General features: G+C 32.0%; 23 protein-coding genes. 13 read left to right on the forward strand and 10 right to left on the reverse strand.

What is annotated here, in order from left to right; translation table 11 throughout:
- Nucleotides 1-99 precede the first annotated feature (99 nt).
- From uvrB to ACYQ19_RS02220, 3 genes are all read left to right on the forward strand, one after another.
- A complete protein-coding gene (gene uvrB / locus ACYQ19_RS02210; RefSeq protein ID WP_459977795.1) occupies nt 100-2,130 on the forward strand; it encodes an excinuclease ABC subunit UvrB in 2,031 nt (676 codons plus the stop codon).
- A gap of 178 nt (nt 2,131-2,308) precedes the next feature.
- Complete coding sequence (locus ACYQ19_RS02215) at nt 2,309-2,848, forward strand: gamma carbonic anhydrase family protein (RefSeq protein ID WP_459977796.1); 540 nt, start codon at nt 2,309-2,311, stop codon at nt 2,846-2,848.
- A gap of 3 nt (nt 2,849-2,851) precedes the next feature.
- The gene (locus ACYQ19_RS02220) at nt 2,852-5,017 is read left to right on the forward strand and encodes an endonuclease MutS2 (RefSeq protein ID WP_459977797.1); all 2,166 of its coding nucleotides are present in this window, start codon (nt 2,852-2,854) and stop codon (nt 5,015-5,017) included.
- Between the two features lie 303 nt (nt 5,018-5,320).
- Here the strand turns inward: ACYQ19_RS02220 and ACYQ19_RS02225 are convergent, their stop codons facing one another.
- Nucleotides 5,321-5,845: a peptidylprolyl isomerase gene (locus ACYQ19_RS02225; RefSeq protein ID WP_459977798.1), complete on the reverse strand. Its 525-nt coding sequence runs from the start codon at nt 5,843-5,845 to the stop codon at nt 5,321-5,323.
- 107 nt (nt 5,846-5,952) lie between these two features.
- Here ACYQ19_RS02225 and trxC point away from each other — a divergent pair, with 107 nt between their 5' ends.
- Nucleotides 5,953-6,393 (forward strand): thioredoxin TrxC, encoded by a 441-nt coding sequence (gene trxC, locus ACYQ19_RS02230; RefSeq protein WP_459977799.1) that lies wholly within the window; start codon nt 5,953-5,955, stop codon nt 6,391-6,393.
- 55 nt (nt 6,394-6,448) lie between these two features.
- Here the strand turns inward: trxC and queA are convergent, their stop codons facing one another.
- Genes queA through gatC form a run of 3 tightly spaced genes read right to left on the reverse strand, consistent with a single transcriptional unit; the run spans nt 6,449 to nt 8,867 of the window.
- Nucleotides 6,449-7,489, reverse strand: a complete 1,041-nt coding sequence (gene queA, locus ACYQ19_RS02235; protein WP_459977800.1) for a tRNA preQ1(34) S-adenosylmethionine ribosyltransferase-isomerase QueA — start codon at nt 7,487-7,489, stop codon at nt 6,449-6,451.
- Nucleotides 7,490-7,507: 18 nt separating this feature from the next.
- On the reverse strand, nt 7,508-8,575 hold the full coding sequence (locus ACYQ19_RS02240) for a type IV pilus twitching motility protein PilT (protein ID WP_459977801.1): 1,068 nt from the start codon (nt 8,573-8,575) through the stop codon (nt 7,508-7,510).
- A gap of 10 nt (nt 8,576-8,585) precedes the next feature.
- Nucleotides 8,586-8,867, reverse strand: a complete 282-nt coding sequence (gatC, locus tag ACYQ19_RS02245; protein WP_459977802.1) for an Asp-tRNA(Asn)/Glu-tRNA(Gln) amidotransferase subunit GatC — start codon at nt 8,865-8,867, stop codon at nt 8,586-8,588.
- A 52-nt stretch (nt 8,868-8,919) separates the two neighbouring features.
- Between gatC and hemL the strand changes: the two genes are divergently transcribed.
- Nucleotides 8,920-10,182, forward strand: a complete 1,263-nt coding sequence (gene hemL, locus ACYQ19_RS02250; RefSeq protein WP_459977803.1) for a glutamate-1-semialdehyde 2,1-aminomutase — start codon at nt 8,920-8,922, stop codon at nt 10,180-10,182.
- Nucleotides 10,182-10,499 (forward strand): AtpZ/AtpI family protein, encoded by a 318-nt coding sequence (locus tag ACYQ19_RS02255; protein ID WP_459977804.1) that lies wholly within the window; start codon nt 10,182-10,184, stop codon nt 10,497-10,499. The genes hemL and ACYQ19_RS02255 overlap by 1 nt, the downstream gene beginning before the upstream one ends.
- Here ACYQ19_RS02255 and ACYQ19_RS02260 read toward each other — a convergent pair whose 3' ends face one another.
- From ACYQ19_RS02260 to ACYQ19_RS02270, 3 genes are read right to left on the reverse strand one after another with little or no spacing between them, the layout of a single operon-like run.
- Nucleotides 10,500-11,744, reverse strand: coding sequence for a type II secretion system F family protein (locus tag ACYQ19_RS02260; RefSeq protein ID WP_459977805.1), 1,245 nt, complete (start codon nt 11,742-11,744; stop codon nt 10,500-10,502).
- The gene (locus tag ACYQ19_RS02265; RefSeq protein WP_459977806.1) at nt 11,741-13,378 is read right to left on the reverse strand and encodes a GspE/PulE family protein; all 1,638 of its coding nucleotides are present in this window, start codon (nt 13,376-13,378) and stop codon (nt 11,741-11,743) included. The genes ACYQ19_RS02260 and ACYQ19_RS02265 overlap by 4 nt, the downstream gene beginning before the upstream one ends.
- A complete protein-coding gene (locus tag ACYQ19_RS02270; protein ID WP_459977807.1) occupies nt 13,375-13,920 on the reverse strand; it encodes a hypothetical protein in 546 nt (181 codons plus the stop codon). The genes ACYQ19_RS02265 and ACYQ19_RS02270 overlap by 4 nt, the downstream gene beginning before the upstream one ends.
- Nucleotides 13,921-13,994: 74 nt before the next feature.
- Here ACYQ19_RS02270 and ilvC point away from each other — a divergent pair, with 74 nt between their 5' ends.
- The 7 genes from ilvC to ruvX all read left to right on the forward strand — a co-directional run bounded on the left by ilvC (nt 13,995) and on the right by ruvX (nt 18,780).
- Complete coding sequence (gene ilvC / locus ACYQ19_RS02275) at nt 13,995-15,014, forward strand: ketol-acid reductoisomerase (protein ID WP_459977808.1); 1,020 nt, start codon at nt 13,995-13,997, stop codon at nt 15,012-15,014.
- A 67-nt stretch (nt 15,015-15,081) separates the two neighbouring features.
- Entirely contained in the window at nt 15,082-15,891 is an 810-nt protein-coding gene (gene minD, locus ACYQ19_RS02280; RefSeq protein WP_459977809.1) for a septum site-determining protein MinD, read from the forward strand.
- On the forward strand, nt 15,888-16,121 hold the full coding sequence (minE, locus tag ACYQ19_RS02285; RefSeq protein WP_015902219.1) for a cell division topological specificity factor MinE: 234 nt from the start codon (nt 15,888-15,890) through the stop codon (nt 16,119-16,121). The genes minD and minE overlap by 4 nt, the downstream gene beginning before the upstream one ends.
- A gap of 74 nt (nt 16,122-16,195) precedes the next feature.
- The gene (locus ACYQ19_RS02290; protein WP_459977810.1) at nt 16,196-17,107 is read left to right on the forward strand and encodes a divergent polysaccharide deacetylase family protein; all 912 of its coding nucleotides are present in this window, start codon (nt 16,196-16,198) and stop codon (nt 17,105-17,107) included.
- Between the two features lie 61 nt (nt 17,108-17,168).
- Nucleotides 17,169-17,876, forward strand: coding sequence for a DNA-processing protein DprA (locus ACYQ19_RS02295; protein WP_459977811.1), 708 nt, complete (start codon nt 17,169-17,171; stop codon nt 17,874-17,876).
- A 2-nt stretch (nt 17,877-17,878) separates the two neighbouring features.
- On the forward strand, nt 17,879-18,415 hold the full coding sequence (locus ACYQ19_RS02300) for a DNA-deoxyinosine glycosylase (protein ID WP_459977812.1): 537 nt from the start codon (nt 17,879-17,881) through the stop codon (nt 18,413-18,415).
- Nucleotides 18,388-18,780: a Holliday junction resolvase RuvX gene (gene ruvX, locus ACYQ19_RS02305; RefSeq protein WP_459977813.1), complete on the forward strand. Its 393-nt coding sequence runs from the start codon at nt 18,388-18,390 to the stop codon at nt 18,778-18,780. The genes ACYQ19_RS02300 and ruvX overlap by 28 nt, the downstream gene beginning before the upstream one ends.
- On the opposite strand, the gene ACYQ19_RS02310 is transcribed toward ruvX, so the two are convergent.
- From ACYQ19_RS02310 to trmA, 3 genes are all read right to left on the reverse strand, one after another.
- Complete coding sequence (locus ACYQ19_RS02310; RefSeq protein WP_459977814.1) at nt 18,754-20,010, reverse strand: GGDEF domain-containing protein; 1,257 nt, start codon at nt 20,008-20,010, stop codon at nt 18,754-18,756. The two genes, ruvX and ACYQ19_RS02310, sit on opposite strands and share 27 nt — an antisense overlap.
- Before the next feature lie 136 nt (nt 20,011-20,146).
- On the reverse strand, nt 20,147-20,986 hold the full coding sequence (locus ACYQ19_RS02315; RefSeq protein ID WP_459977815.1) for a ketopantoate reductase family protein: 840 nt from the start codon (nt 20,984-20,986) through the stop codon (nt 20,147-20,149).
- Between the two features lie 134 nt (nt 20,987-21,120).
- Entirely contained in the window at nt 21,121-22,218 is a 1,098-nt protein-coding gene (gene trmA / locus ACYQ19_RS02320) for a tRNA (uridine(54)-C5)-methyltransferase TrmA (protein WP_459977816.1), read from the reverse strand.
- Between the last annotated feature and the right edge of the window lie 68 nt (nt 22,219-22,286).

Here is a 22,286-nt window from a genome sequence, read left to right on the forward strand (position 1 = left end):
TTTATGAATTTTATCATAATTTAAAGGTTGAAATTTATATTTCACTCGTTATTTAGCTTTAAAAGTCTTTTTGATATAATTATAATAAAAAGGAGAAATTTGTTTAAACTAAATTCCAACTTCAAACCAACAGGCGATCAGCCTCAGGCTATTGAAAAATTAAGCAACTGCATAAAAGAAGGAAACAGATATAATACTTTAATAGGTGTAACCGGAAGCGGTAAGACATTTACAATGGCAAATATTATTCAAAAACTTCAGATTCCGACGCTTATTCTAACACACAACAAAACATTAGCAGCTCAGTTATATTCTGAATTTAAAGAGTTTTTTCCAAATAATCATGTAGAATATTTTATAAGTTACTATGACTATTATCAGCCAGAAGCCTATCTTCCAAGACAGGATCTTTTTATTGAAAAAGACTCTTCCATAAACGCCGAACTTGAAAGGTTAAGAGTTAGTGCAACAGCTTCTCTTTTAGAATACGACGATGTTATAGTCGTTGCGTCCGTATCGGCGCTGTATGGTTTGGGAAACCCTATTGAATACAAAAAAATGGTGGCGAAAATTGCCGTAGGTGATGAAATAAACCAGCGAGAGTTTATGCTGCGTTTATTATCAATGGGATATACGAGAAACGATAAATATTTCGAAAGGGGTAATTTCAGGGTAAACGGGGAATTAATAGATATATTCCCTACATATTTTGAAGACGACGTAATTAGGGTTGAATTTTTCGGTGATGAAATCGACAGAATCTATACGATTGATTATATTACAAACGAAAAACTGCAGGATTTAAAAGAAATCACAATTTACGCCGCAAACCAGTTTATCGTAGGACAAAACCGCCTTGCAGAGGCAATTCAATCTATTGAAAAAGAACTTCAAGAGAGACTCAAAGAATTTGAAAAAGAAGGGAAAATAATAGAATACCAGCGCCTGAAACAAAGAACGGAATTCGATCTTGAAATGCTTGAAACTACTGGGACTTGCAAAGGAATAGAAAACTACGCAAGACATCTAACCGGAAAAAAGCCCGGTGAAACGCCATATTCACTGCTTGATTACTTCGAAATAAAAGGAAAACCTTATCTTGTCATAGTAGATGAATCCCACGTATCACTTCCTCAGTTCAGAGGTATGTATAATGGAGATAGGGCAAGAAAAGAGGTGCTGGTGGAATACGGCTTCAGACTTCCGAGTGCACTTGACAACAGGCCTTATAAGTTTGACGAATTTATAAATAAAGCACCTCATTATCTTTTCGTCTCTGCAACACCAGGGGAATACGAGCTTGAAATATCAACATGCGTTGCCGAGCAGATTATCCGTCCGACAGGTCTGCTTGATCCGATAGTTGAAATATTACCTAGCAGCAATCAGGTGGCGACATTATACGACAGGGCAAAAGAAGTAATTGCAAGAGGCGAAAAAGTTTTAGTCACCACCCTCACAAAAAAAATGGCTGAAGAGCTTCAAAAATATTACCTTGAAATGGGACTGAAAGTTAAATACATGCACAGCGACATCGACGTAGTGGAAAGAAATGAAATAATAAGAGGACTTCGTTCAGGTGAATTTGATATGCTAATCGGTATCAATCTTCTTAGAGAAGGCCTTGATCTACCGGAAGTCAGTATGGTGGCTATTCTTGATGCAGACAAGGAAGGATTTTTGCGAAGCGAAACAAGCCTTATTCAGACTATGGGAAGAGCCGCTAGGAATGTAAACGGGCGGGTTTTGATGTTTGCAGGCAAAATTGAAGAACCTGTAATACTTGATGATAATTTAGAAGTTTTAGAAAAAATAAAAGATAAAATTACCGGCTCAATGTATAGAGCAATTAAAACGACCATCACAAGACGTATTAAACAGAAAGAATACAATAAAAAGCACGGAATCACACCTAAAAGCACAATAAGAAAACTTGATAAATCCCTAAAAGAAGAAGGATATGAAGCTATTGCAAAAGAGCTGAAAAACAAAAATAAAATCCCAGCCAAAGAGAAAAAGGCAATTATCGCCAAACTGCGTAAAGAAATGAATGAGGCTGCAAAAGCCCTTGAATTTGAAAAAGCGGCAATGCTAAGAGACAAGATTGAAGAGCTTAAAAAGATGCGTTAGTTATTTTTAGTTTTAGGATGTTTGTCTTTAAAAATAATAAATACACTAAAAACGGCTATTGTTGCCATTATCATTAAATTGATTACATATCTCATTACATCTCCTCAATTTTTTCTTTTTGTTTATCAATTTCAGCCACACATATCCTTTGATATAATTACAACAAAAAAGGCGAATTATGATTTTACGCTATAAAGAAGACTTTCCGAAAATACACACGACCGCATGGATTGCACCGAGTGCCGATATTATAGGAGATGTGGAAATAGGAGAAGATTCAAGTGTATGGTTCGGGTGTGTCATAAGAGGGGATGTGCATTACATTAAGATAGGAAAGCGCACGTCCATTCAGGATATGAGTATGATACATGTAACACACTACGAAAAAGAAAAGAAAATCGGCGACGGCTTTCCGACTATTATAGGCGATGACGTAACGATAGCACACAGAGTAATGCTGCACGGATGTAAAATCGGAAATGCGTGTTTAATAGGAATGAGCGCCACTATCCTTGACGGAGCGGAAATCGGAGACGAATCGATCGTAGGAGCCGGTGCGCTCGTTACGGGTGGAAAAAAATTTCCACCAAGAAGCCTGATACTCGGAAGTCCGGCCAAAGTCGTAAGAGAACTTACCGACGAAGAAGTGGCAAACATATACAAAAACGCCGAAAATTACGTTAATTATAAAAACGATTATATAAATTTTGTAAGGTAACAGATGATAAACAAACTCGATTTAACAGATTATATAAACAGACTAACCTCCCTTTTTGCCAGGGAAAAAGATTATAAAATTCAAGGAAGTATTGAAACCACTTACAAACATCTACAAAAACTCCAAAACAAAGATTTTAACGCACCTCCCGCCGTAAAAAATCTTGATACGGAAATAATGCATCTTAAAAAATTCGGAACTCTCAAACATGATCAGATTTTTGAATTTTTAAAGATAGTGCGTTATTTTATTTATTTAAAAAGCAGAAAATGGCAAGACCTTTCCGAATGGTTTGACAAAATAGAAATACCACAGGATATTTTAGAAATCGACAAACACTACGACAAAAAAGGCGAAGTTATAGGATTTGAAGAACTTGATATAATAAATGAGCGTATAAAAGAGCTAAAATCACAGATCCGTCAGCAGTTATATAAATACATAAATTCGAAAAAACTTGAGCCGTTTTTGGTAGACAAACAAATACACGTCCAGGGAGGTGAAGAAACACTTCTTGTCAGAGGCGGATACAATAAAGTAATAAACGCCGAAATTCTAGGAAGAAGTCAAAGTGGATTTTTTTATATCTTCCCGAAAACCATTGAAAAACTCAAAGAAAAAGAAGACAACCTCAAAAGCCAAAAAGAAGAGATACTATATGAAATTGCAAAAGAGTTTTCAAACCGCTTAAGAAAATGGACAAAGTTTTTGGAATTTATAAATCGCGAATTTGACAAATTCGATCACATCCAGGCACGTATTTTTATGGCTAAAAACGAAAATCTTGAATTTATACTGCCGAGTAAAACCAAAAAAATGGTGCTGAAAAACTTCTGCCACCCTGCCCTAAATGAATGCAAACCTATAAACCTTGAATGGGATAAGCAGGTGCTGATTATTACTGGTGTAAACGCCGGGGGTAAAACTATGCTTTTAAAATCAATTTTATCTAGCGCATATATGGCAAAACACCTGCTTCCTATGAAAATCAGGGAAAATTCAATTATTCCGTCTTTTAAAGATATTAAGCCGATAATTGACGACCCTCAAAACGTTAAAAACGACATCTCAACGTTTGCCGGAAGAATTAAGGAATTTAAAGAAGTGTTTTTTAAAGAAAACTACCTTATAGGTGTGGATGAAATAGAACTCGGAACTGACGCAAACGAAGCGGCGAGTTTATTTAAGGTGATCATCGAAGAGATTATGAAAAAAAACCGAATAGTCATCACAACCCACCACAAACGCCTCGCAACGCTTCTTGCCCAAAACGAAGAAGTGGAACTGCTGGCAGCAATATACGATGAAAAAAACCAAAAGCCGACATATGAATTTATAAAAGGAACTATCGGTAAAAGCTACGCATTTGAAACAGCAAAAAGATACGGAATTCCGTTTAACATCATAGAAAAAGCCAAAAAAGAATATTCAGACGACCTCGAAAAATTAGACGTTTTAATTGAAAAATCAGCAGCCCTTGAATTTGAACAGAAACAAAAAATCAAAGAACTTGAAAGCGAACTTGAAGACGTAAAACTTTTAAAAGAATCTCTAATCCGTCAAAAAGAGGAATTTAACAAAACCATCGAAAAAGAAAAAAACCGCCTTTTAAAAGAATACAACGAAGCTATTAAAAAAGCAAAAGAAGCCATTAGGGCAAAATCTGTAAAAGACGCTCACAGGGCGCTGAATGAAGCAAACAAAATCAGATCAAACATAAAAGTCAAAAAAAGTGAAATTAATAAAGAGTTTAAAGTGGGAGACAGCGTTAAATACTTTACAAGTATAGGTGAAATACTCGATATAAAAGGCAAAAATGCCCTTGTTGAAATAGACGGCAAAAAACTATGGATTCCTAAAAACAGCCTTGAGCCTTACAGACTGCCTAAAAAAACAAAAACCCAAATAATCAAACCTAAACCACAAAAAGTCGATATTAAGCTTGATTTGCACGGGATGAGATTGGAAGAAGCTCTTGAAAAAACGGAAGAGTATTTAAATAACGCAGCACTTGCGGGGCTTGAAGAAGTATGGATTTATCACGGAATGGGTAAAGGAATACTTGCAAAAGGAATTACCGAGCTTCTGAAAAATCATCCACTTGTTAAAGAGTTTCACGACGCACCTCCGCATATGGGAGGATACGGAGCTAAAATCATCAAACTCTAACTTTTTCTTCTTTATTAAAAATGTATACATGCTTAAAACTTCCTGTGTATTAATATGCATTGATAAATAAAAATTAAACAATCGATAAATATTTAGTGTCAGGCACTATAGATAAACGGGATAGCTTTTGTAAAGTTTGGTAAATATGAGAATAATCTATCGATGTTTTTAAATTTTAATTAGTTTATATAATATGTTGATATCAGATAAATGATTTTAAAAAACTTAATTCATAATTTTTTAACATATAATTGAATATAACTAAATAAAGTGGCAGCCTAAAAGCTGTCACTTAGTAAAACATCAATCCCTTTTTTCATAAATTTTTATAGTTTTTATTTCATCATTTTTCTTAATTGAATCCAAAACCTTAAAGCTCTCTTCATCACCCTCTTCTATACCGCCAAACACCGTATGAACTCCATCAAGATGTGGACAATCCGCAAAACAAATAAAAAACTGACTGCCACCCGTATCTTTTCCGGCATGTGCCATTGAAAGGCTTCCTCTCTTATGCACCTGCTTAGGTGCATTTGTTTCACATTCTATCGCCCATCCCGGACCTCCAGTCCCAGGCATTCCTTTTGCCCCCTCTTTAGAATTAGGACATCCTCCCTGAGCCATAAATCCGGGAATTACCCTATGAAATTTAAGTCCGTCGTAAAAACCTTCTTTTGCAAGATGTGCGAAGTTTGCAACTGTATTAGGTGTAGCTTCAGGAAAAAGTTTTACCCAGATATCGCCTTTATCGGTTACTATTTTGGCATACTGATATTTTTCCACATCGCTTAAATCATATTTTTTAAGTTCTTTTTTTAATCCGAACATTTTATCTCCTTATGAATAGTTTATTGTTGTAATTATATCAGATTTATTTGACAATTGATATAAAAGTTTATATAATAACACTAAAGTTTTTTGATAAAGGAGTAAAAATGAGTAATATAGTTATTGCATGTCCACATTGTAAAAGTTTAAATAAATTACCTAAAAAAGATGAGTATAAAAAAGCTGTTTGTGGAGTATGTAAAGGTAATTTATTGGATAACAAACCAATCTCACTTGATAACTATGATGAATTTCAAAAGATAATAAACTCTGTATCAGTTCCGGTAATAATTGATTTTTGGGCCGAGTGGTGCGGCCCTTGTCAGATGTTTGCACCAATTTTTTCAAAAGTGGCACATGAATTTCCTCTAAAAGCACAATTTGTAAAAGTTGATACAGATAAAAACCAACAAGCAGCTATGCAGTTTGGAATCAGGAGTATCCCTACAATCGTGGCTCTTAAAGATGGAGTTGAAATTGACAGAGCCATGGGAGCACTTGATGAATTCAGTTTTACCATGTGGGTAGATAAGATAGTTGAAAGTTAAAAACTTAAAGTGAAAAGTGATTTAAACTTTTCACTTTTTACTCTTCATTGTAAACTCATATAATGAGCATTGCATCTCCGTAGCTGTAAAAGCGGTATTCTTTTTTTATGGCTTCTTCATATAGTTCAAGAGTTTTTTCCCTACCAATAAATGCCGCTACGAGCATAATAAGTGTAGATTTTGGCAGGTGAAAATTAGTAAGCAGATGGTTTACTCTAATTGGCGGATTTATAGGATTTAAAAACAGATCACATTCGCCTGAAAGTTTACCTGTCCTTGCGAAATATTCCACAGTTCTTGTAACAGTTGTCCCGACTGCCACTATCTTTTCACTACTATTAAGAACGCTTGCAGTCTCTTCCGGTATTTCAAAAAATTCACTGTGCATTTTATGTTCTCTTATATCTTCAACATCCACAGGTTTAAACGTTCCGGCTCCAACATGCAGGGTTAGATATGATTTTTTTTCTATCTTATTTAAAAGTTCATCCGTAAAATGTAAACTTGCAGTAGGAGCGGCAACTGCACCTTCTTTTTTTGCAAATACCGTCTGGTATTCTTTTTCGTCTATTTTTTCATCTTCTCTTTTTATGTATGGAGGAAGCGGAACATGCCCTATTTCTTCAAGTATTTTTACTAGATGTAAAAAATCAATTTCTTTTTCAATTTTACATTTTTCACTTTTCACTTTAAACTTCACCACCCTGCTTCCATCATCCAGCAGTTCCACAACCTCAGCCATTAAACCCTTATCAAAATAAAGTTTTGTCCCTGATTTAACCTTACCTCTTATATAAACAAGATAGCCATCTTTATATGGTCTGTTTAAAAGAAGTTCAATTTTTCCACCTGTTTCTTTAGTTCCGAAAATTCTTGCTTTTATAACTTTTGTATTGTTAAATATAAAATGCGAATCACCTACAAAATCAAGTATATTTCTAAATATAGTATGTGTAATTTTGTCAGTTTTTCTATTATATACAAGCAGTTTAGCACTATCCCGGGGAGTTACGGGATATTTGGCTATTAAATTTTCCGGAAGGTTATAATCATATGAGGATACCAATACATCCTTATTCAGTTGATCACTTTTCATTTTTCACTTTTAACTTCATTATACACCTATAAGTTTTCTAAGCTCTTCCGGTTTAGTTGTATAAGCCATTGCAGTTTCTTTATCTATAATATGGCGTCTAACATACTCAGCAAGAACCTGGTTCATAGTCTGCATTCCGGTTGCACCTTGATTAAGCTGCATTTGCGAATAAATCTGAGGAATTTTATTCTCACGAATAAGGTTTGCAATTGCTGGGTTATTAATCATAATTTCATGAGCGGCAATTCTACCTCCTCCTATTTTAGGAAGTAAGCTTTGTGAAATAACTGCTAAAATTGCCATTGAAAGCTGAGTTCTTATCTGATCCTGTTCGTTTGCAGGGAAAACGTTTACGATTCTGTTGATTGTCTGAACTGCTGAGTTGGTATGCAATGTTGCAAACACAAGGTGACCTGTCTCAGCCGCAGTAATTGCCGCACCGATAGTTTCTTTATCTCTCATCTCCCCGATTAAGATTACATCCGGGTCTTCCCTAAGTGAAGCTCTTAGAGCGTTTAAAAACGCTTTTGTATCTCTTCCGACTTCTCTTTGGGAAATAAGTGATTTTTTATGCTCATGCACAAACTCAATAGGATCTTCAATTGTAATAATATGTTTTGAAAAAGTTTCGTTTATTTCATTTATCATTGCTGCAAGTGTTGTAGATTTACCGCTTCCTGTTGGACCCGTTACAAGAATAAGCCCTTTTTCCCTTCTTACTATTCTTTTAAATATTGAGGGTGCGTGAAGTTCTTCCAATGTAAAAGGTTTTTCAGGAATAATTCTGTATGCAGCAGCTAAATTTTCTCTTTCAAAATAGTAATTTGCCCTAAATCTCGCAACTTTTGGAATTTCAAAAGAAAAGTCAAGTTCTAATTGATCTTCTAATGCAGCCTTTTGTTTTTCGGTTAAAACAGAATAACAAAGCTCAATTACATCTTCTTTAGTAAGTTTAGGAAGGTTTAGAGGTGTTAATTTACCATCAATTCTTAGCATCGGTTCAGCATTTACATTAAGATGCAAATCCGATGCTTTGTAATCTTTTATACTTCTTAAAAGTTGTTCAAGTGAATATGTTAGTGCCATGGTTTTTACCTTATTCTATAATTTTCGGAACTATAAAGAACCCATCCTTTGCTTTTGGTGCATGTTCTAATATCTCTTCAATTACATTGTTTTTGATTGGTTCATCTTCTCTTAAATAAGTTGAATTGTCAAGTGTAGAAAATGTTGCATCTACACTGCTTGTATCAAGTTCGTTTAGCATTTCTACAAACTCTACGATTTCAGCCAAATCCTTAGCCATTGAAGCTTTGTCTTCAATTTCAACCATACTTAGTGTTTCAAGTCTTTTAACTAAACTCTCATCTATTTTCATTACCAACCTTTTTTTGTATAATTTTAGCAAATATTATTTAAAAAGGATAGTTATGGGCATTTTCGAAGAAGCTAAAAAATATATTGTAGGCGGTGTAAACTCACCTGTAAGAGCATTTAAAAGCGTTGGCGGTGAACCTCCTTTTATTGAAAAAGGAGAAGGTGCATACATTTATGACATTAACGGAAACAAGTTCCTTGATTATATTCAAAGTTGGGGTCCTTTGATTTTCGGTCATTGCGATGAAACAATAGAAAAATCAATTTGTAATGCAGTTAGTAAAGGTGTAAGTTTTGGAGCACCTACAACCGTTGAAGTTGAACTTGCAAAAGAAGTATTGGAATTATTCCCTCATCTTGATTTAATAAGATTCGTTAACAGCGGAACAGAAGCGACTATGAGTGCTATTAGGGTAGCAAGAGGCGTAAGTGGCAAAGATGACATCATTAAATTTGAAGGTTGTTACCATGGACATAGTGACAGCCTTCTCGTAAGTGCAGGAAGCGGTGCTGCAACTTTTGGAACTCCTTCAAGCCCTGGGGTTCCTGCAGATTTTACAAAGCATACACTACTTGCTAAATACAACGATATTGAAAGCGTAAAAGAGTGCTTTGAAAATGGAAATGTGGGATGTGTTATTATAGAACCGATTGCAGGCAATATGAGTTTGGTTCCAGCTGAAAAAGAGTTTTTGGAAGAGCTTAGAGAACTTTGCACAAAAAATGGAGCAATTTTAATATTTGATGAAGTAATGAGTGGATTTAGAGCGGGACTTAGAGGAAGCTACGACGTATATGGAATTGAAGCCGACATCGTAACATTCGGTAAAGTAATTGGTGGAGGAATGCCTGTGGGTGCTTTTGCAGGTAAAAGAGAAATTATGGAGCAGTTAAGCCCGGAAGGTCCGATATATCAAGCAGGAACACTTTCTGGAAACCCTGTAGCTATGAGTGCCGGACTTGCAATGCTTAAAAAACTAAAATCAAACCCTGATCTTTATAAAGATTTAGAAACTAAAGCTAAAAAACTTATGAATGGATTTGAAAAAATTTCAAAAGAAAACGGCATTGATATCCAGACAAATGTAGTAGGAAGTATGTTCGGATTTTTCTTTAATTCAAAAAAACCTAAAAACTTTGACGACGTAAATGAAAGTGATACAAAAAGATATGCAAAATTCCATTCTGAAATGTTAAAAAGAGGTTTTTATTTCGCACCGAGTGCCTATGAAACAGGATTTATTTGTTCTGTAATGAGTGATAGCGATATTGAATCTACTTTAGAAGCTTATAAAGAAATAGCACCGAGCCTGTAATGAGTGAAAAACGCCAAAAAGGAAAACTCGGTAAAAGCGTAGAGGGAGCCGAAAAGCTCTCTCTTGGTATTTCCATAGTTGTAGCCATACTTATGGGTATTGGAGTTGGAATACTTCTTAAAAAATGGACAGGGTTAGGCTGGACTCTTTGGCTTGGAGTTTTCTGGGGTGTTGCCGCAGCAATTTTGAACATAAAAAAAGAATACGATAAATTAAAAAAAGATTTTGACAAAGTAGCAAACGATCCAAAATATAAAAATTATAAGCTAAATACAAAAGACGAAGAGGATGAAGATTTGGCAGAGTTTGAGAAATAATTAAATGTTTCTTGCAGCGTTTGCCAAATCCCACATTGGTAAGAAAATACCAAGAGCTATCAATAATACAAGTCCACCTATGACTGTTAACATTATAGGTTCAATAGATGCTTGCATATTATCAATTATATCTTGGAATCTGTCTTCATAATATTTTGCAGCACTTTCAAGCATACTATCAAGCTCCCCTGATTCTTCACCTGCACTTATCATCCTAAGAGCCACAAAATTAACCAAATCTTGCTCTGCAACCATTTCTGCAAAACTTCTACCTTGATTAATTCCTTTAATAATTTCTTTGATCTTATTTTTCAAAACCTCATTTTCAATAATACCTTCACTAATTTTAAGAGCATCAACAAGAGGAATACCACTTTTTAAAAGTGATGCCATTGTCATAAGAAATCTGTGAAGCGTTGAATATTCAATAATTTTATTAATTAAAAATGTTTTAAGCATTAATTTGTCCATTTGTAACTTAAAGTTATACGATGTTTTATAAAAAAATGTAACTATAAGCACAACACCAATAATTATTGCCAACACCACTAAACCATATTCGGAAAGGATTTTTTCTATTAATAATAAAATTCTTGTTGGTAAAGGAAGCTCTGCATGTAATTGATCAAACATTGCTTTAAATTTAGGAACGACTACCAAAATTAAAAAAGTAAATGCCGCTGCAATTGCAATTAACGTAATAATAGGATATCTAAGGGCTTTTACCATTTTCCTTCTGTTTTCATACATATTTTCATATATAGTTGCTAAGTTTTCAAGAGCCATAACCAAATCCCCGGTTTGTTCACCTAGCCTAACCATAGCAAGTGAAATTCCACCAAGATACTCTTCATACTCTGCAAATGTATCAGATAATGATTTACCGCTATCAATTGCTTCTGCAGCTTTTAAAAACACTTCTTTTATTAATGAATCTTTTGTATTATTTGCAATATCTTCTAGTGCGTCTTTTAATGAAATTCCTGCTTTAATCAAAACAGCAAGCTGTCTAATAGAAGATATATAAGAAGGATAACTCAGTTTTTTACGGAGTATTCTTGCTTTGAATATATCTTTGATAATTTTTAATTTTTCTTCAAAAGGCATAGGTATTTCTTCAACCTTTACTAGCAAACCTTTATGTGTTTTTTTACCATCAATAATAGCTTCCGCTTTGTTTAACGATTTTAAAACCACTTCCTGTTTATGTCCTTTATAAAGGAACGTTATTTTATAATACCTCATAGCTTCGCCACCCTATACACTTCTTCTAAAGTAGTGATACCTTTTAATGCCTTTATTAATCCATCATAAAACATGGTTTTATAATCCTTTCCTCTAAGATAATGTAATAATTCCAATTTTTCTTTTTTCTTCGCAATCATTGATTCTAAATTTTCATCATTTAAAAACACTTCCGTAATAAGTGTCCTTCCGGCATATCCGGTCATATTACATTTTTCACAACCCTTACCTCTATAAAATACAGAATCTTTTGGTATTATATTTTTAATTGGTTCAAGATATACATCGGCAGGTTTGTATGTTGTTTTACAATATGGACATATTGTTTTAACAAGTCTTTGTGCTTCTATTCCTATAAGTGCTGTTGCTACCAAAAACGAATCCGCGCCCATATCCACCATTCTGTTTATAGCGCTTACTGCATCATTTGTGTGCAATGTGGACAAAACTAAATGCCCCGTCATTGCCGCTTTAATAGCAATTTCAAGTGTTTCAAGATCCCTAATTTCCCCAATCATAATAATATCTGGGTCTTGTCTTAATATACTTCTAAGAGCACCTGCAAATGTAAGTCCAACTTTTGGGTTAACCTGAACTTGCTGAATTCCTTTCAATTTATATTCTACCGGGTCTTCAACTGTTATAATTTTTTTATCAGTGCTGTTAATTTCATTAAGTGCGGCATATAATGTAGTTGATTTACCACTACCTGTAGGACCAGTTACCAAAAAAATACCATTTGGTTGAGAAAGAGCTTTTTTTATTAAACTTAAATTTTTATCACTTATTCCAATTTCATCAATACTTTTTAAAATACTTCTTTTATCCAAAATCCTAATAACGATACTCTCACCCCAAATAGTTGGAAGTGTTGATACCCTGAAATCAAATTTATTTTTTCCAAATTGCATAGAAAATGATCCATCTTGCGGTTTTCTTTTTTCACTTACATCTAAATTTGCAAGAAGCTTAATTCTTGAATTTATTGCATAAAAAATCTCTTCGTCAAAATCTAAAAATTCATATAAAGTCCCAAATATTCTAATTCTAACTTCCGCTTCACCCTCTTCTGCTTCAATATGAATATCACTTGCTTTTCTTTCAATCGCACTTACTATTATATATTTAATAAGGCGCATAATTGCGGATTCATCACCTTTGATTTCCTGACCCTTAAGTTCTTTTTTAATATCATTTAAAATTTCTCTTACTTTTTCCCTATCTTCTACTTTTTTTATAATTTTTCTAATATCGTCTTTAAAGCCAAGAACAATTTCAAGATTCTTATCATGAAAAAACCTTTTGATTAAAGCTTGAGCATTCCAATCAAGCGGGTCAGCCATTGCAACAACGACTTTATCATATTTAACTTCAACTGGAACAGACAATGTCTGTTTTAAAATATTTACGGGTATTTTTATATCTCTTAGTCTTACATGTTCTAAATCATCAATATATCTTAAGCCCATTTGTTTAGAAATATGCTCTAAATAATCTTTCTTAGATATAAAACCGAGTTCAAATAAGATATCAACAAATTTTTTTGCGGGATGTTCTTTTTGATATTCTAAAGCTTTTTTGTATTGTTCTTCCGTAATCTTTTTTTCTTCCAACCATTTTTCTTCAGGTTTCACCAGTAATACTCCCTTTTTTGCAACTGACCATTTTTTATTATATCAATTACAACATTGTTTCTTTTACTAAGCCATATTTTATATATAAAATCGTTATTTTTTATAATTAATTTATTCCCATCTTTTTCAAATTTTCCTTCTTGAATAAACAAAAACACTTTACCCAACTCATTGTCAGTAATAGTAGGTAGTTTTATATTATTTATTTCTAAATCATCATTTATTATTTGCATTATAAGTTTCTTCATTAAAAAAAGAGTTACAATATATGTAGCGTTTTTTCTGCCTTCTTTTGTGACTTTCAATACTTTTGCAAGATCTAGTGCTGGAGTAAGATATCTTTTTTTTAAGCAAGAATATGCAACTAATGAAAGCAGATCTTCTCTTTTATTATTATATTGATTTATAAATTCCCATCTTCTTTCACAAATATATGAATAATATTTTTTATTGAATAATTCTATTAAAGACATATTTTTTAAATTATTTTCATATGCAAAAATCAAATTGAAAAATACAAAAAGCAACAATATTTTCTTCATTAAATATCTCCTTTATCAAAACAATCAATTATAACAAATTATTTGCTATAATTCCAAAAAAAAGGAGATTTAGTATGTCACTAAATATTTATTATGACAAAGATTGTGATTTAAGTATTATAAAAAGTAAAAAAGTTGCAATGATAGGATTCGGAAGCCAGGGGCACGCTCATGCGCTTAACCTTAGAGATAGTGGTGTTGATGTTGTTGTAGGGCTTAGAAAAGGAAGCAAATCTTGGGAAAAAGCAGAAGCTCAAGGGTTTAAAGTATTACCTGTTGATGAAGCAGTAAAAGAAGCTGATGTTGTAATGATTCTGCTTCCGGATGAAATTCAAGCAGATATATATTATTCTCAAATCGAACCAAACCTTAAAAAAGGCGCTACTATCGCATTCGGTCACGGATTTAATATCCATTTCGGACAAATCAAACCTAGAGAAGATTTAAATGTAATTATGGTTGCTCCAAAAGCACCTGGTCACACAGTAAGAAGCGAATTCGTAAAAGGCGGCGGTATTCCAGATCTTATAGCAGTTTATCAAGGTGGTGAAGAAGCTAAAAAATTAGCACTATCTTACGCAAGTGCAATTGGTGGTGGTAGAACCGGTATTATCGAAACTACCTTCAAAGACGAAACTGAAACAGACCTTTTCGGTGAACAAGCAGTATTATGTGGTGGTGTAACAGCACTAATTCAAGCAGGTTTTGAAACTCTAACAGAAGCAGGATACGCACCTGAAATGGCATATTTTGAGTGTCTTCATGAATTAAAATTAATTGTTGATTTATTATATGAAGGTGGTATGGCTAATATGAGATACTCAATCTCAAACACTGCTGAATACGGAGATTACGTAAGCGGTCCAAGAGTTATCGGAGAAGAAAGTAAAAAAGCAATGAAAGAAATTTTAAAAGAAATTCAAAACGGAAAATTTGCTAAAGACTTTATTTTAGAGAGAAAAGCAGGATATGTTAGAATGAATGCTGAAAGACAGCTTACAGAAAACAGCCTTCTTGAGCAGACAGGTAAAAAACTTAGAGAAATGATGCCTTGGATTACTAAAAACAAAATCGTTGATCCTACTAAAAACTAATCTTTCTCCCTTTTGGGACTTATAAAGTTTACAATGTAGATTTTATAAGTCATAAAAAGGAGACAATTTGGCACAGGTTATAACTATTACAAGTGGAAAAGGCGGAGTTGGTAAATCTACTACAACTGCCAATATTGCTACTGCTTTGGCAAAACTCGGTAAAAAAGTGATAGCAGTTGATTTTGACATAGGGCTTAGAAACCTTGATATGATTTTAGGACTTGAAAATAGAATCGTTTATGATGTAGTAGACGTAATGGAAGGTCACTGCAACCTTGCACAGGCTATAATTAAAGACAAAAGAACTCAAAATTTGCATTTCCTTCCTGCAAGTCAGACAAAAGACAAAAATGTTTTAAATAAAGAGAAAGTAGAAGCGTTAGTAGAAGAATTAAAAAAAGATTTTGATTATATATTAATTGATTCGCCTGCGGGTATTGAGAGCGGATTTGAGCATTCAATATATCTTGCTGATAGAGCTCTTATAGTTACAACCCCGGAAATTTCTTCAGTTAGAGATGCCGATAGAGTAATAGGAATAATTGATGCAAAAAGTAAAAAAGCCCAGGATGGCCAGGAAGTTCAAAAACACATAATAGTAAACAGAATCAAACCGGAACTTGTTGAAAAAGGTGAAATGCTTTCAATTGATGACGTTTTGCATATCTTGGCTCTACCACTAATCGGTGTGGTGCCTGATGATGAAGATATAGTAAAATCTACAAACCTCGGTGAGCCTATTGCATTAAATGAAAAATCAATTGTAGGTGAAGCATTCAGAAGAATTGCAAGAAGAATAGAAGGTGAAGATGTTGAGTTTTTAGATTTAAAAACAAAAAAAGGATTTTTAGGTAAATTAAAAGGACTTTTCAAATGAGTTTTTTTGACATATTCAAAAAGAAAAAATCAAAAGACGTAGCTAAAGACAGACTGATGATGATGCTTGCATATGAAAGAGCTAATACAAAAATAGAAAATTTGGATGAAATGAAAAAAGACCTTATTAATGTTGTAAAAAAATACTTAAATGTTAAAGACGTTCATATTAAGTCAAATTCAAATCAAGACATAGAAACTTTAGAAGTGGAAATAATTCTTAACAAATGAAAAAAACTCGCAAAAAGAAAAAAACTTCAAAAAAACCCTCTTTTAACCTCAAATATATTATATATTTTCTTTTATTGATAATTTTTTCATTAAGTGCTTTTATTGTTGGTATAATCTATACTCAAAAAAATTATGAAAAAGAATTAAAAAAAACGCAAAATACAATTAAAATTCTTCAGGAAAAAATAAAAAAATTAAAAACTTCTTCCATTAAAGAAAAAAAAGAAAATTATTCATCCGTTCCATCAGAAATAATGGATTACCAAAAATCACATAATACTACCATTATACTTCCTCCAAAAGAAATAAAACCACCAGCAATTTCAAAAGTTAAAAAGCCAAAACTTGTTATTATTATTGACGACGTTTCATTTAAAGGGCAGGTAAAAAGAATTAAATCAATTCCATATAAAATTACACCATCTTTCTTCCCCCCTACAAAAAGACATCCCAATACGGCAATATATGCCAAAGAATTCAGTCATTATATGATACATTTGCCTATGCAGGCTATACATTTTGCAAAACCTGAACCAAAAACATTAAATATAGATGATTCTTATCAAACAATTCTAAATAGAATAAAAGAAGTAAAAAACGAATTTCCAAAAGCAAAATTCATAAACAACCATACAGGTAGCACATTTACATCCGATAAATCTGCAATGATAAAACTTTTTAAAGCTTTAAAAACAGAAAATATGGGATTTGTAGATTCTAAAACAACACCTAATTCAAAAGCTAAAGAAGCACAAAAATTATATAATATCCCACTCTATTCAAGAAATATTTTTTTAGATAACGAAGAAAATCCCACTTATATAAGAAATCAGCTTAAAAAGGCTGTTAAAATCGCTAAAAGAAGAGGATATGCCATTGCAATTGGACATCCTCATAAAATAACACTTGAAACATTAAAAAACTCTTCTGACATCCTAAAAAACATTGATGTTGTATATATTGATGAATTGAGAATGGAGAATTGAAAATTGACAATTAAAAAAAATAAAACTTTTTTAACATACATTCTAAAAAATATGGACCAGAATGAAAAGTGAAAAAATTAATTTTTCAGGGTTTGAATTATATTATAAAGGTAATATAGAATTATTAAATAAACCTAAAATCGCCATTGTAGGTAGCAGAAGAGCCAGCAAATATTCAAAAGAAATTACCAAAATTTTGGCAAAAAAATTGTCTCAAAAATATGTGATAGTTAGTGGAGGGGCTCTTGGAATCGATAAAGCAGCTCATGAAGGCGCATTTCCAAACACCATTTTTGTATCACCATCGTCACTTGATATAATTTATCCGAAATCAAATAAAAACCTCATTGAAAACATATACCAAAATGCTTTGGCAATAAGTGAATATGAAAAAAACTTTGCTCCGTTTAAGCATACATTTTTACAAAGAAATAGAATAATTGTTAAAATAAGCGAATTTGTAATTATTGCAGAAGCAAATATTAAAAGCGGAAGCATGAGAAGCTTTGAATGGGCCAAAGAATACGGCAAAAAAGTATATGTCCTACCGCACAGAATCAATGAAAGTTCAGGAACAAGACATCTTGCAAAAGAAAATTTAGCCGAAGTAATATGGGATATTGATGAATTTTGCAAAAGTTTTGGAATTGAAGAAAAAAGTAATGTTTTATCATTAAACGAAGCATTGCAAAAATACGGAAGCACTTTATACGAAATGGAACTTGAAGGTAAGGTTGAAATTAAAAACGGGAAAGTTTATTTTAATTGAGAATGGAGAATGGTGAATTGAGAATTGAAAACAAAAATTTAATTCATCCGTTTGAACCGATTATTTTTCCGAACAGCAATATATTAATTTTAGGAACTTTTCCTTCTATCAAATCGTTTGAAAATGAATTTTATTATTCCCATCCGAGAAATCAGTTTTGGGATATACTTGCAACAATTTTTAACGATAAAAAACCTTTAAGTAAAGAAGAAAAAATAAATTTTTTAAAAAAACACAAAATCGCGCTGTGGGACGCTGTATGTGAATGCATTAGAAAAGAAGGAAACTCAAGGGATGACAATCTTGAAATAATTAAACCATGTGATATAGAAAATTTACTAAAAAAATATCCGAATATCAAAAAAGTCGCAGTCACTTCCAGAACTGCAGAAAAAGTAATAAAAAAACATTTCAAAAATTCTTCATTTTCAATTCTAAATTCCCAACTGACATACCTTCCAAGTCCAAGCCCTTTAAACGCAAGAATGAATATTAAACAAAAGGCCGAAATATGGAAAAAATTATTGGAATTGACGTAGGACTAAAGCGTATAGGAGTTGCATTTTCAAACGGAAGCGTGGTCGTTCCTCTTCCTGCAATAATCAGAAAAAACAGAAATCAGGCCGCCAATGATACTATGAAAATCATTAATGAATACAAAGCCGATACACTGGTTGTAGGACTGCCTTTGACAAATGAAGAAATGCAAAGAAGAATAAAACATTTTGTATCTCTTTTAGATTTTTCGGGGAAAATCGTTTTTGTGGATGAAAGTTATACAAGCGCAGAAGTTGAAGAAGAGATAAAAGGCGTAATAAAATACAAAAAAGACGGAAGAATCGATTCTCTCGTAGCAAAAAAACTGATTGAAAATTATTTAAGCAACAATTCTATTTCTTCCTAATTTTTTGACTTCATATAATCTCATATCTGCAATTTTAAACGTTTCATTAAAGTTTTTCTGTTTTTGTGCAATTCCTATTGAAACAGTGATCTTTATATTATCAAAATTTGTTTCTTCGATAGTTTTTCTTATTTTTTCAGCAACCATTATTGCAGTCGTTGTATCTGTATCAGGGAGAATAATTATAAACTCTTCACCACCCCACCTACAAAAAATATCATTTTTTCTAATAATACTTCTAATCACATCCACAAACTTTTTTAATATTTCATCACCAACATTATGGCCAAAAGTATCGTTAATTTTTTTAAAATAATCAATATCCAAAACTAATAACGTATAATCATTAAGTGATTTTATTTTATATATACACCCACTTCTATTCAAAATTTCTGTCAAGTAATCTATTTGGGATCTTTTTCTTATTTTAGAATATTTATATAAAAATAGCATAATACCTAATAAAAATAAATACAATAAAATTACAATCGCTATTAATGTGCTATAACTATTATTTAATTCATTTAATGTTTCTAAATTTTTTAATGGAATTACTGAAAGCATAAATCCTTCGTGTTTTTTTTCTACATTTATTAAAGGATAAGACAAAATAAGATTATTTTCGACAATATTCGTTCTTTTATTAAAATCTATATCATGATAATGTTTAAATAATTTGCAAATATTACCACAAATATAATAGTTTGGGTTTAATTTACATACTTTATAATTATTCCATGCATCTGGAAATAACTTATTTTTTAAAATTTCTTTTTTTACAACCATTGCAAGATATTCTTTGTCAAAAATATATTGGACTAATTTTTTCATACTAAAAGAAATTTCCATACTTCCAATTAATTTATTATTATAAATAAGAGGATATACATTTCTAAAACCACTAACCATTTTACCAGTTTCAAACCCATGATAAGGTCTTAATGTTTTTTGCACAAATTTAATTGAAGGTCTAAACAAATACAGATTTTCTCCATATTTATCCAAATGATGAAATCTTACAAAAGATATTCCACCAGGGAGATGAAAATGGAATTGATATACCCCATATTTTTTTAAGATTTCATATTTTGGATAAAGTTTTTCTATTAACTCTTCCCTTGAAGAATTAAAATCATTTTTAGCATTAGCAATTATTTTTAAAATATCTTTATCTATTAATAAACTTTTTAAAAGATCTGTATGTTGATTTAAAACTTTTAATTGATTCATATAAATTTTATTTTTTGTGTTGTATAAATCATTTAAATAATTATTTAAATTTTTTTTATGTTCATATGAAAGTAAACAAAGTGCTATAACAAAAAAAACTGTATGCATAAATATTACAATATATAAAGTCCTTTTATTACTTAAAAGTTCCAGCATTTAGTTTCCTGTAATATTCATTTATAAATTCACTTTTTTTTGCCAGAAAGCCTGTTAATGTTTCAACTTCTGTTGGCTGATTATTCTCAAAGTCTATTTGCATTGACATTTTTGATTCGTAAGGTATATTCAAAGCCTGCTTGATAACTTTTTCTTTTTCACTGCTTAAATCCACTCCATATTCTTTTGCTATTCTTATCACCTCATCCAAGAATTTTTCAACTTCTCCTCTTTTGTTTTCCATTATCCAGCCTGTGGGCTTTTTATAATAACTCTGAAGCGTTGCGAAAGTTGATATGAAAAGATATTTTTTCCAAATGTCCTCATCTATATTTTTTGAAAATTTAATTTTTAAATCACATCCTTCAAAAACTTCTCTTATTTTTTCATCATCTTCTATGCATAAATAAAAAAGAGGTGTTTTTTTATAAATTACCCCGGGAGCTTTTTTGTTAGAAAGTATATAAATACACGCTTTTAATATTTTTGAGTTTAATTTTTTAAATTTTTCAAAATGTGCCACCCCGTTTAAAACAGGAACGATTATGCTGTTTTTATTTATATACGGCTTTATTTTTTCAATTACTTCATCCAAATGATAATATTTAGTCGTTACAAAAACAATATCATAAATCCCTTCTATTTCTAAATTGGGGTAAACTACAAATTCTTTATCCACATCAATTATTTTAAGTCCGTTTTTCCTTACAATTTCTTTAGTTTCAGGGGTTAACATAACGCTAACATTTTTACCACACTCTAATAATTTTCCGGCCAAATATCCTCCAACGCCACCGGCGCCCACTATAAGGATTTTCATTATTTTTTCCTTTTTTCAATAATTTTACTTGCTATTACGGCACCTACTGCAATTCCCAAAAACAGCAACACTAAAAATATTTCACCAATCAAATCTTTAAAATCAAGATAATTTTCCATTTTCTATTTTTCACTTTATATTTTTTTGAGTATAACTCCGCACTCTGCATGATTAGTATAAGGAAACTGGTCAAAAAATGCAAATGCTTTAATTTCTCTGCCTTTTGCAAGTGTGTGCAAATCCCTTTTAAGAGTTTCCGGATTACAAGAAATATATATAATATTATCAAATTCGTTTACAAACTCACGGCTTTTATCATCAAGTCCCGCTCTTGGCGGGTCAATAAGAACATTTTTCAAATCGTATTTAGTAATCAAAGGCGATTTGTCTTTATAAAGTTTTGAAAATTCAGCTGCACTCATTGCAAGAAATGTAACATTTTCTCTATCATTTATTTCTGCGTTATAAGTTGCCGCTTCAATTGATTCTTTACTTATTTCAGTAGCAATTACTCTATTAAACCTCTCACTTAGAGGAATGGTAAAGTTTCCGTTGCCGCAGTAAAGTTCAACCAAATCACCTTTTAAGTCCTCTGAATTTCTCATAGCCCATTCTATCATTTTTTGATTCATCTGCCGGTTTGGCTGTGAAAAAGTGTTTTCGATTATTTTATATTTGTAAATTTTTGAGTTGATATTAAGCTCTTCAATCAGATAATTTTTGTCAAAAACGTATTTTCTTCCCTTTTTTCTTACTATAAAATCCGCATTTTTAAATTTTTCTTTCAGTTTTTTAATATCTTCGGCAATACTCTCATCTACTTTTTTGTGATATATAAGGGTAATAATAAGCTCACCCTTCGAATTACTTAAAAAATCAATTTCATATAGCTTAAATCTTAAATTATCATTTTTTTCTATCTCTTCTAAAAGAGGTTTCATAATATCGTATATCGCTTTATCTACAATTTTACACTCTTCTATCGGAATAACCCCTCTTCCGTCTTCTTTTCTTTTTCTCATGGCATAATAGCTTTTATCGCCTTCATGCCAAACCCTGAATTCCGCCCTAGCTCTAAAATATTCGTCACTTCCGTAAACAACCTCGATTTGAGGCATATCAAATTCACCGAACATCTCTTTTAATTTTTCACTTTTCATTTTTAACTGCTCATCATACGGCATTTCCCATAAAACACAGCTACCGCACTTTCCGAAACTGCTACAAGTCATTTTACTCCTTTAATTATGGTGAATATATAAAATTAGCATTTTTCACTTTTCACTTCTTTAATTCTCAA

It is taken from the genome of Nautilia lithotrophica (assembly GCF_054656815.1).

Bases quoted from the DNA above. Each gene is read 5' to 3' on its own strand.
- ACYQ19_RS02215 (WP_459977796.1), top strand. From the start codon at position 2,309: ATGATTTTACGCTATAAAGAAGACTTTCCGAAAATACACACGACCGCA.
- ACYQ19_RS02220 (WP_459977797.1), top strand. From the start codon at position 2,852: ATGATAAACAAACTCGATTTAACAGATTATATAAACAGACTAACCTCC.
- ACYQ19_RS02225 (WP_459977798.1), bottom strand. From the start codon at position 5,845: ATGTTCGGATTAAAAAAAGAACTTAAAAAATATGATTTAAGCGATGTG.
- trxC (WP_459977799.1), top strand. From the start codon at position 5,953: ATGAGTAATATAGTTATTGCATGTCCACATTGTAAAAGTTTAAATAAA.
- queA (WP_459977800.1), bottom strand. From the start codon at position 7,489: ATGAAAAGTGATCAACTGAATAAGGATGTATTGGTATCCTCATATGAT.
- ACYQ19_RS02240 (WP_459977801.1), bottom strand. From the start codon at position 8,575: ATGGCACTAACATATTCACTTGAACAACTTTTAAGAAGTATAAAAGAT.
- gatC (WP_459977802.1), bottom strand. From the start codon at position 8,867: ATGAAAATAGATGAGAGTTTAGTTAAAAGACTTGAAACACTAAGTATG.
- hemL (WP_459977803.1), top strand. From the start codon at position 8,920: ATGGGCATTTTCGAAGAAGCTAAAAAATATATTGTAGGCGGTGTAAAC.
- ACYQ19_RS02255 (WP_459977804.1), top strand. From the start codon at position 10,182: ATGAGTGAAAAACGCCAAAAAGGAAAACTCGGTAAAAGCGTAGAGGGA.
- ACYQ19_RS02260 (WP_459977805.1), bottom strand. From the start codon at position 11,744: ATGAGGTATTATAAAATAACGTTCCTTTATAAAGGACATAAACAGGAA.
- ACYQ19_RS02270 (WP_459977807.1), bottom strand. From the start codon at position 13,920: ATGAAGAAAATATTGTTGCTTTTTGTATTTTTCAATTTGATTTTTGCA.
- ilvC (WP_459977808.1), top strand. From the start codon at position 13,995: ATGTCACTAAATATTTATTATGACAAAGATTGTGATTTAAGTATTATA.
- minE (WP_015902219.1), top strand. From the start codon at position 15,888: ATGAGTTTTTTTGACATATTCAAAAAGAAAAAATCAAAAGACGTAGCT.
- ACYQ19_RS02295 (WP_459977811.1), top strand. From the start codon at position 17,169: ATGAAAAGTGAAAAAATTAATTTTTCAGGGTTTGAATTATATTATAAA.
- ACYQ19_RS02300 (WP_459977812.1), top strand. From the start codon at position 17,879: ATGGAGAATGGTGAATTGAGAATTGAAAACAAAAATTTAATTCATCCG.
- ruvX (WP_459977813.1), top strand. From the start codon at position 18,388: ATGGAAAAAATTATTGGAATTGACGTAGGACTAAAGCGTATAGGAGTT.
- ACYQ19_RS02310 (WP_459977814.1), bottom strand. From the start codon at position 20,010: ATGAATCAATTAAAAGTTTTAAATCAACATACAGATCTTTTAAAAAGT.
- ACYQ19_RS02315 (WP_459977815.1), bottom strand. From the start codon at position 20,986: ATGAAAATCCTTATAGTGGGCGCCGGTGGCGTTGGAGGATATTTGGCC.
- trmA (WP_459977816.1), bottom strand. From the start codon at position 22,218: ATGACTTGTAGCAGTTTCGGAAAGTGCGGTAGCTGTGTTTTATGGGAA.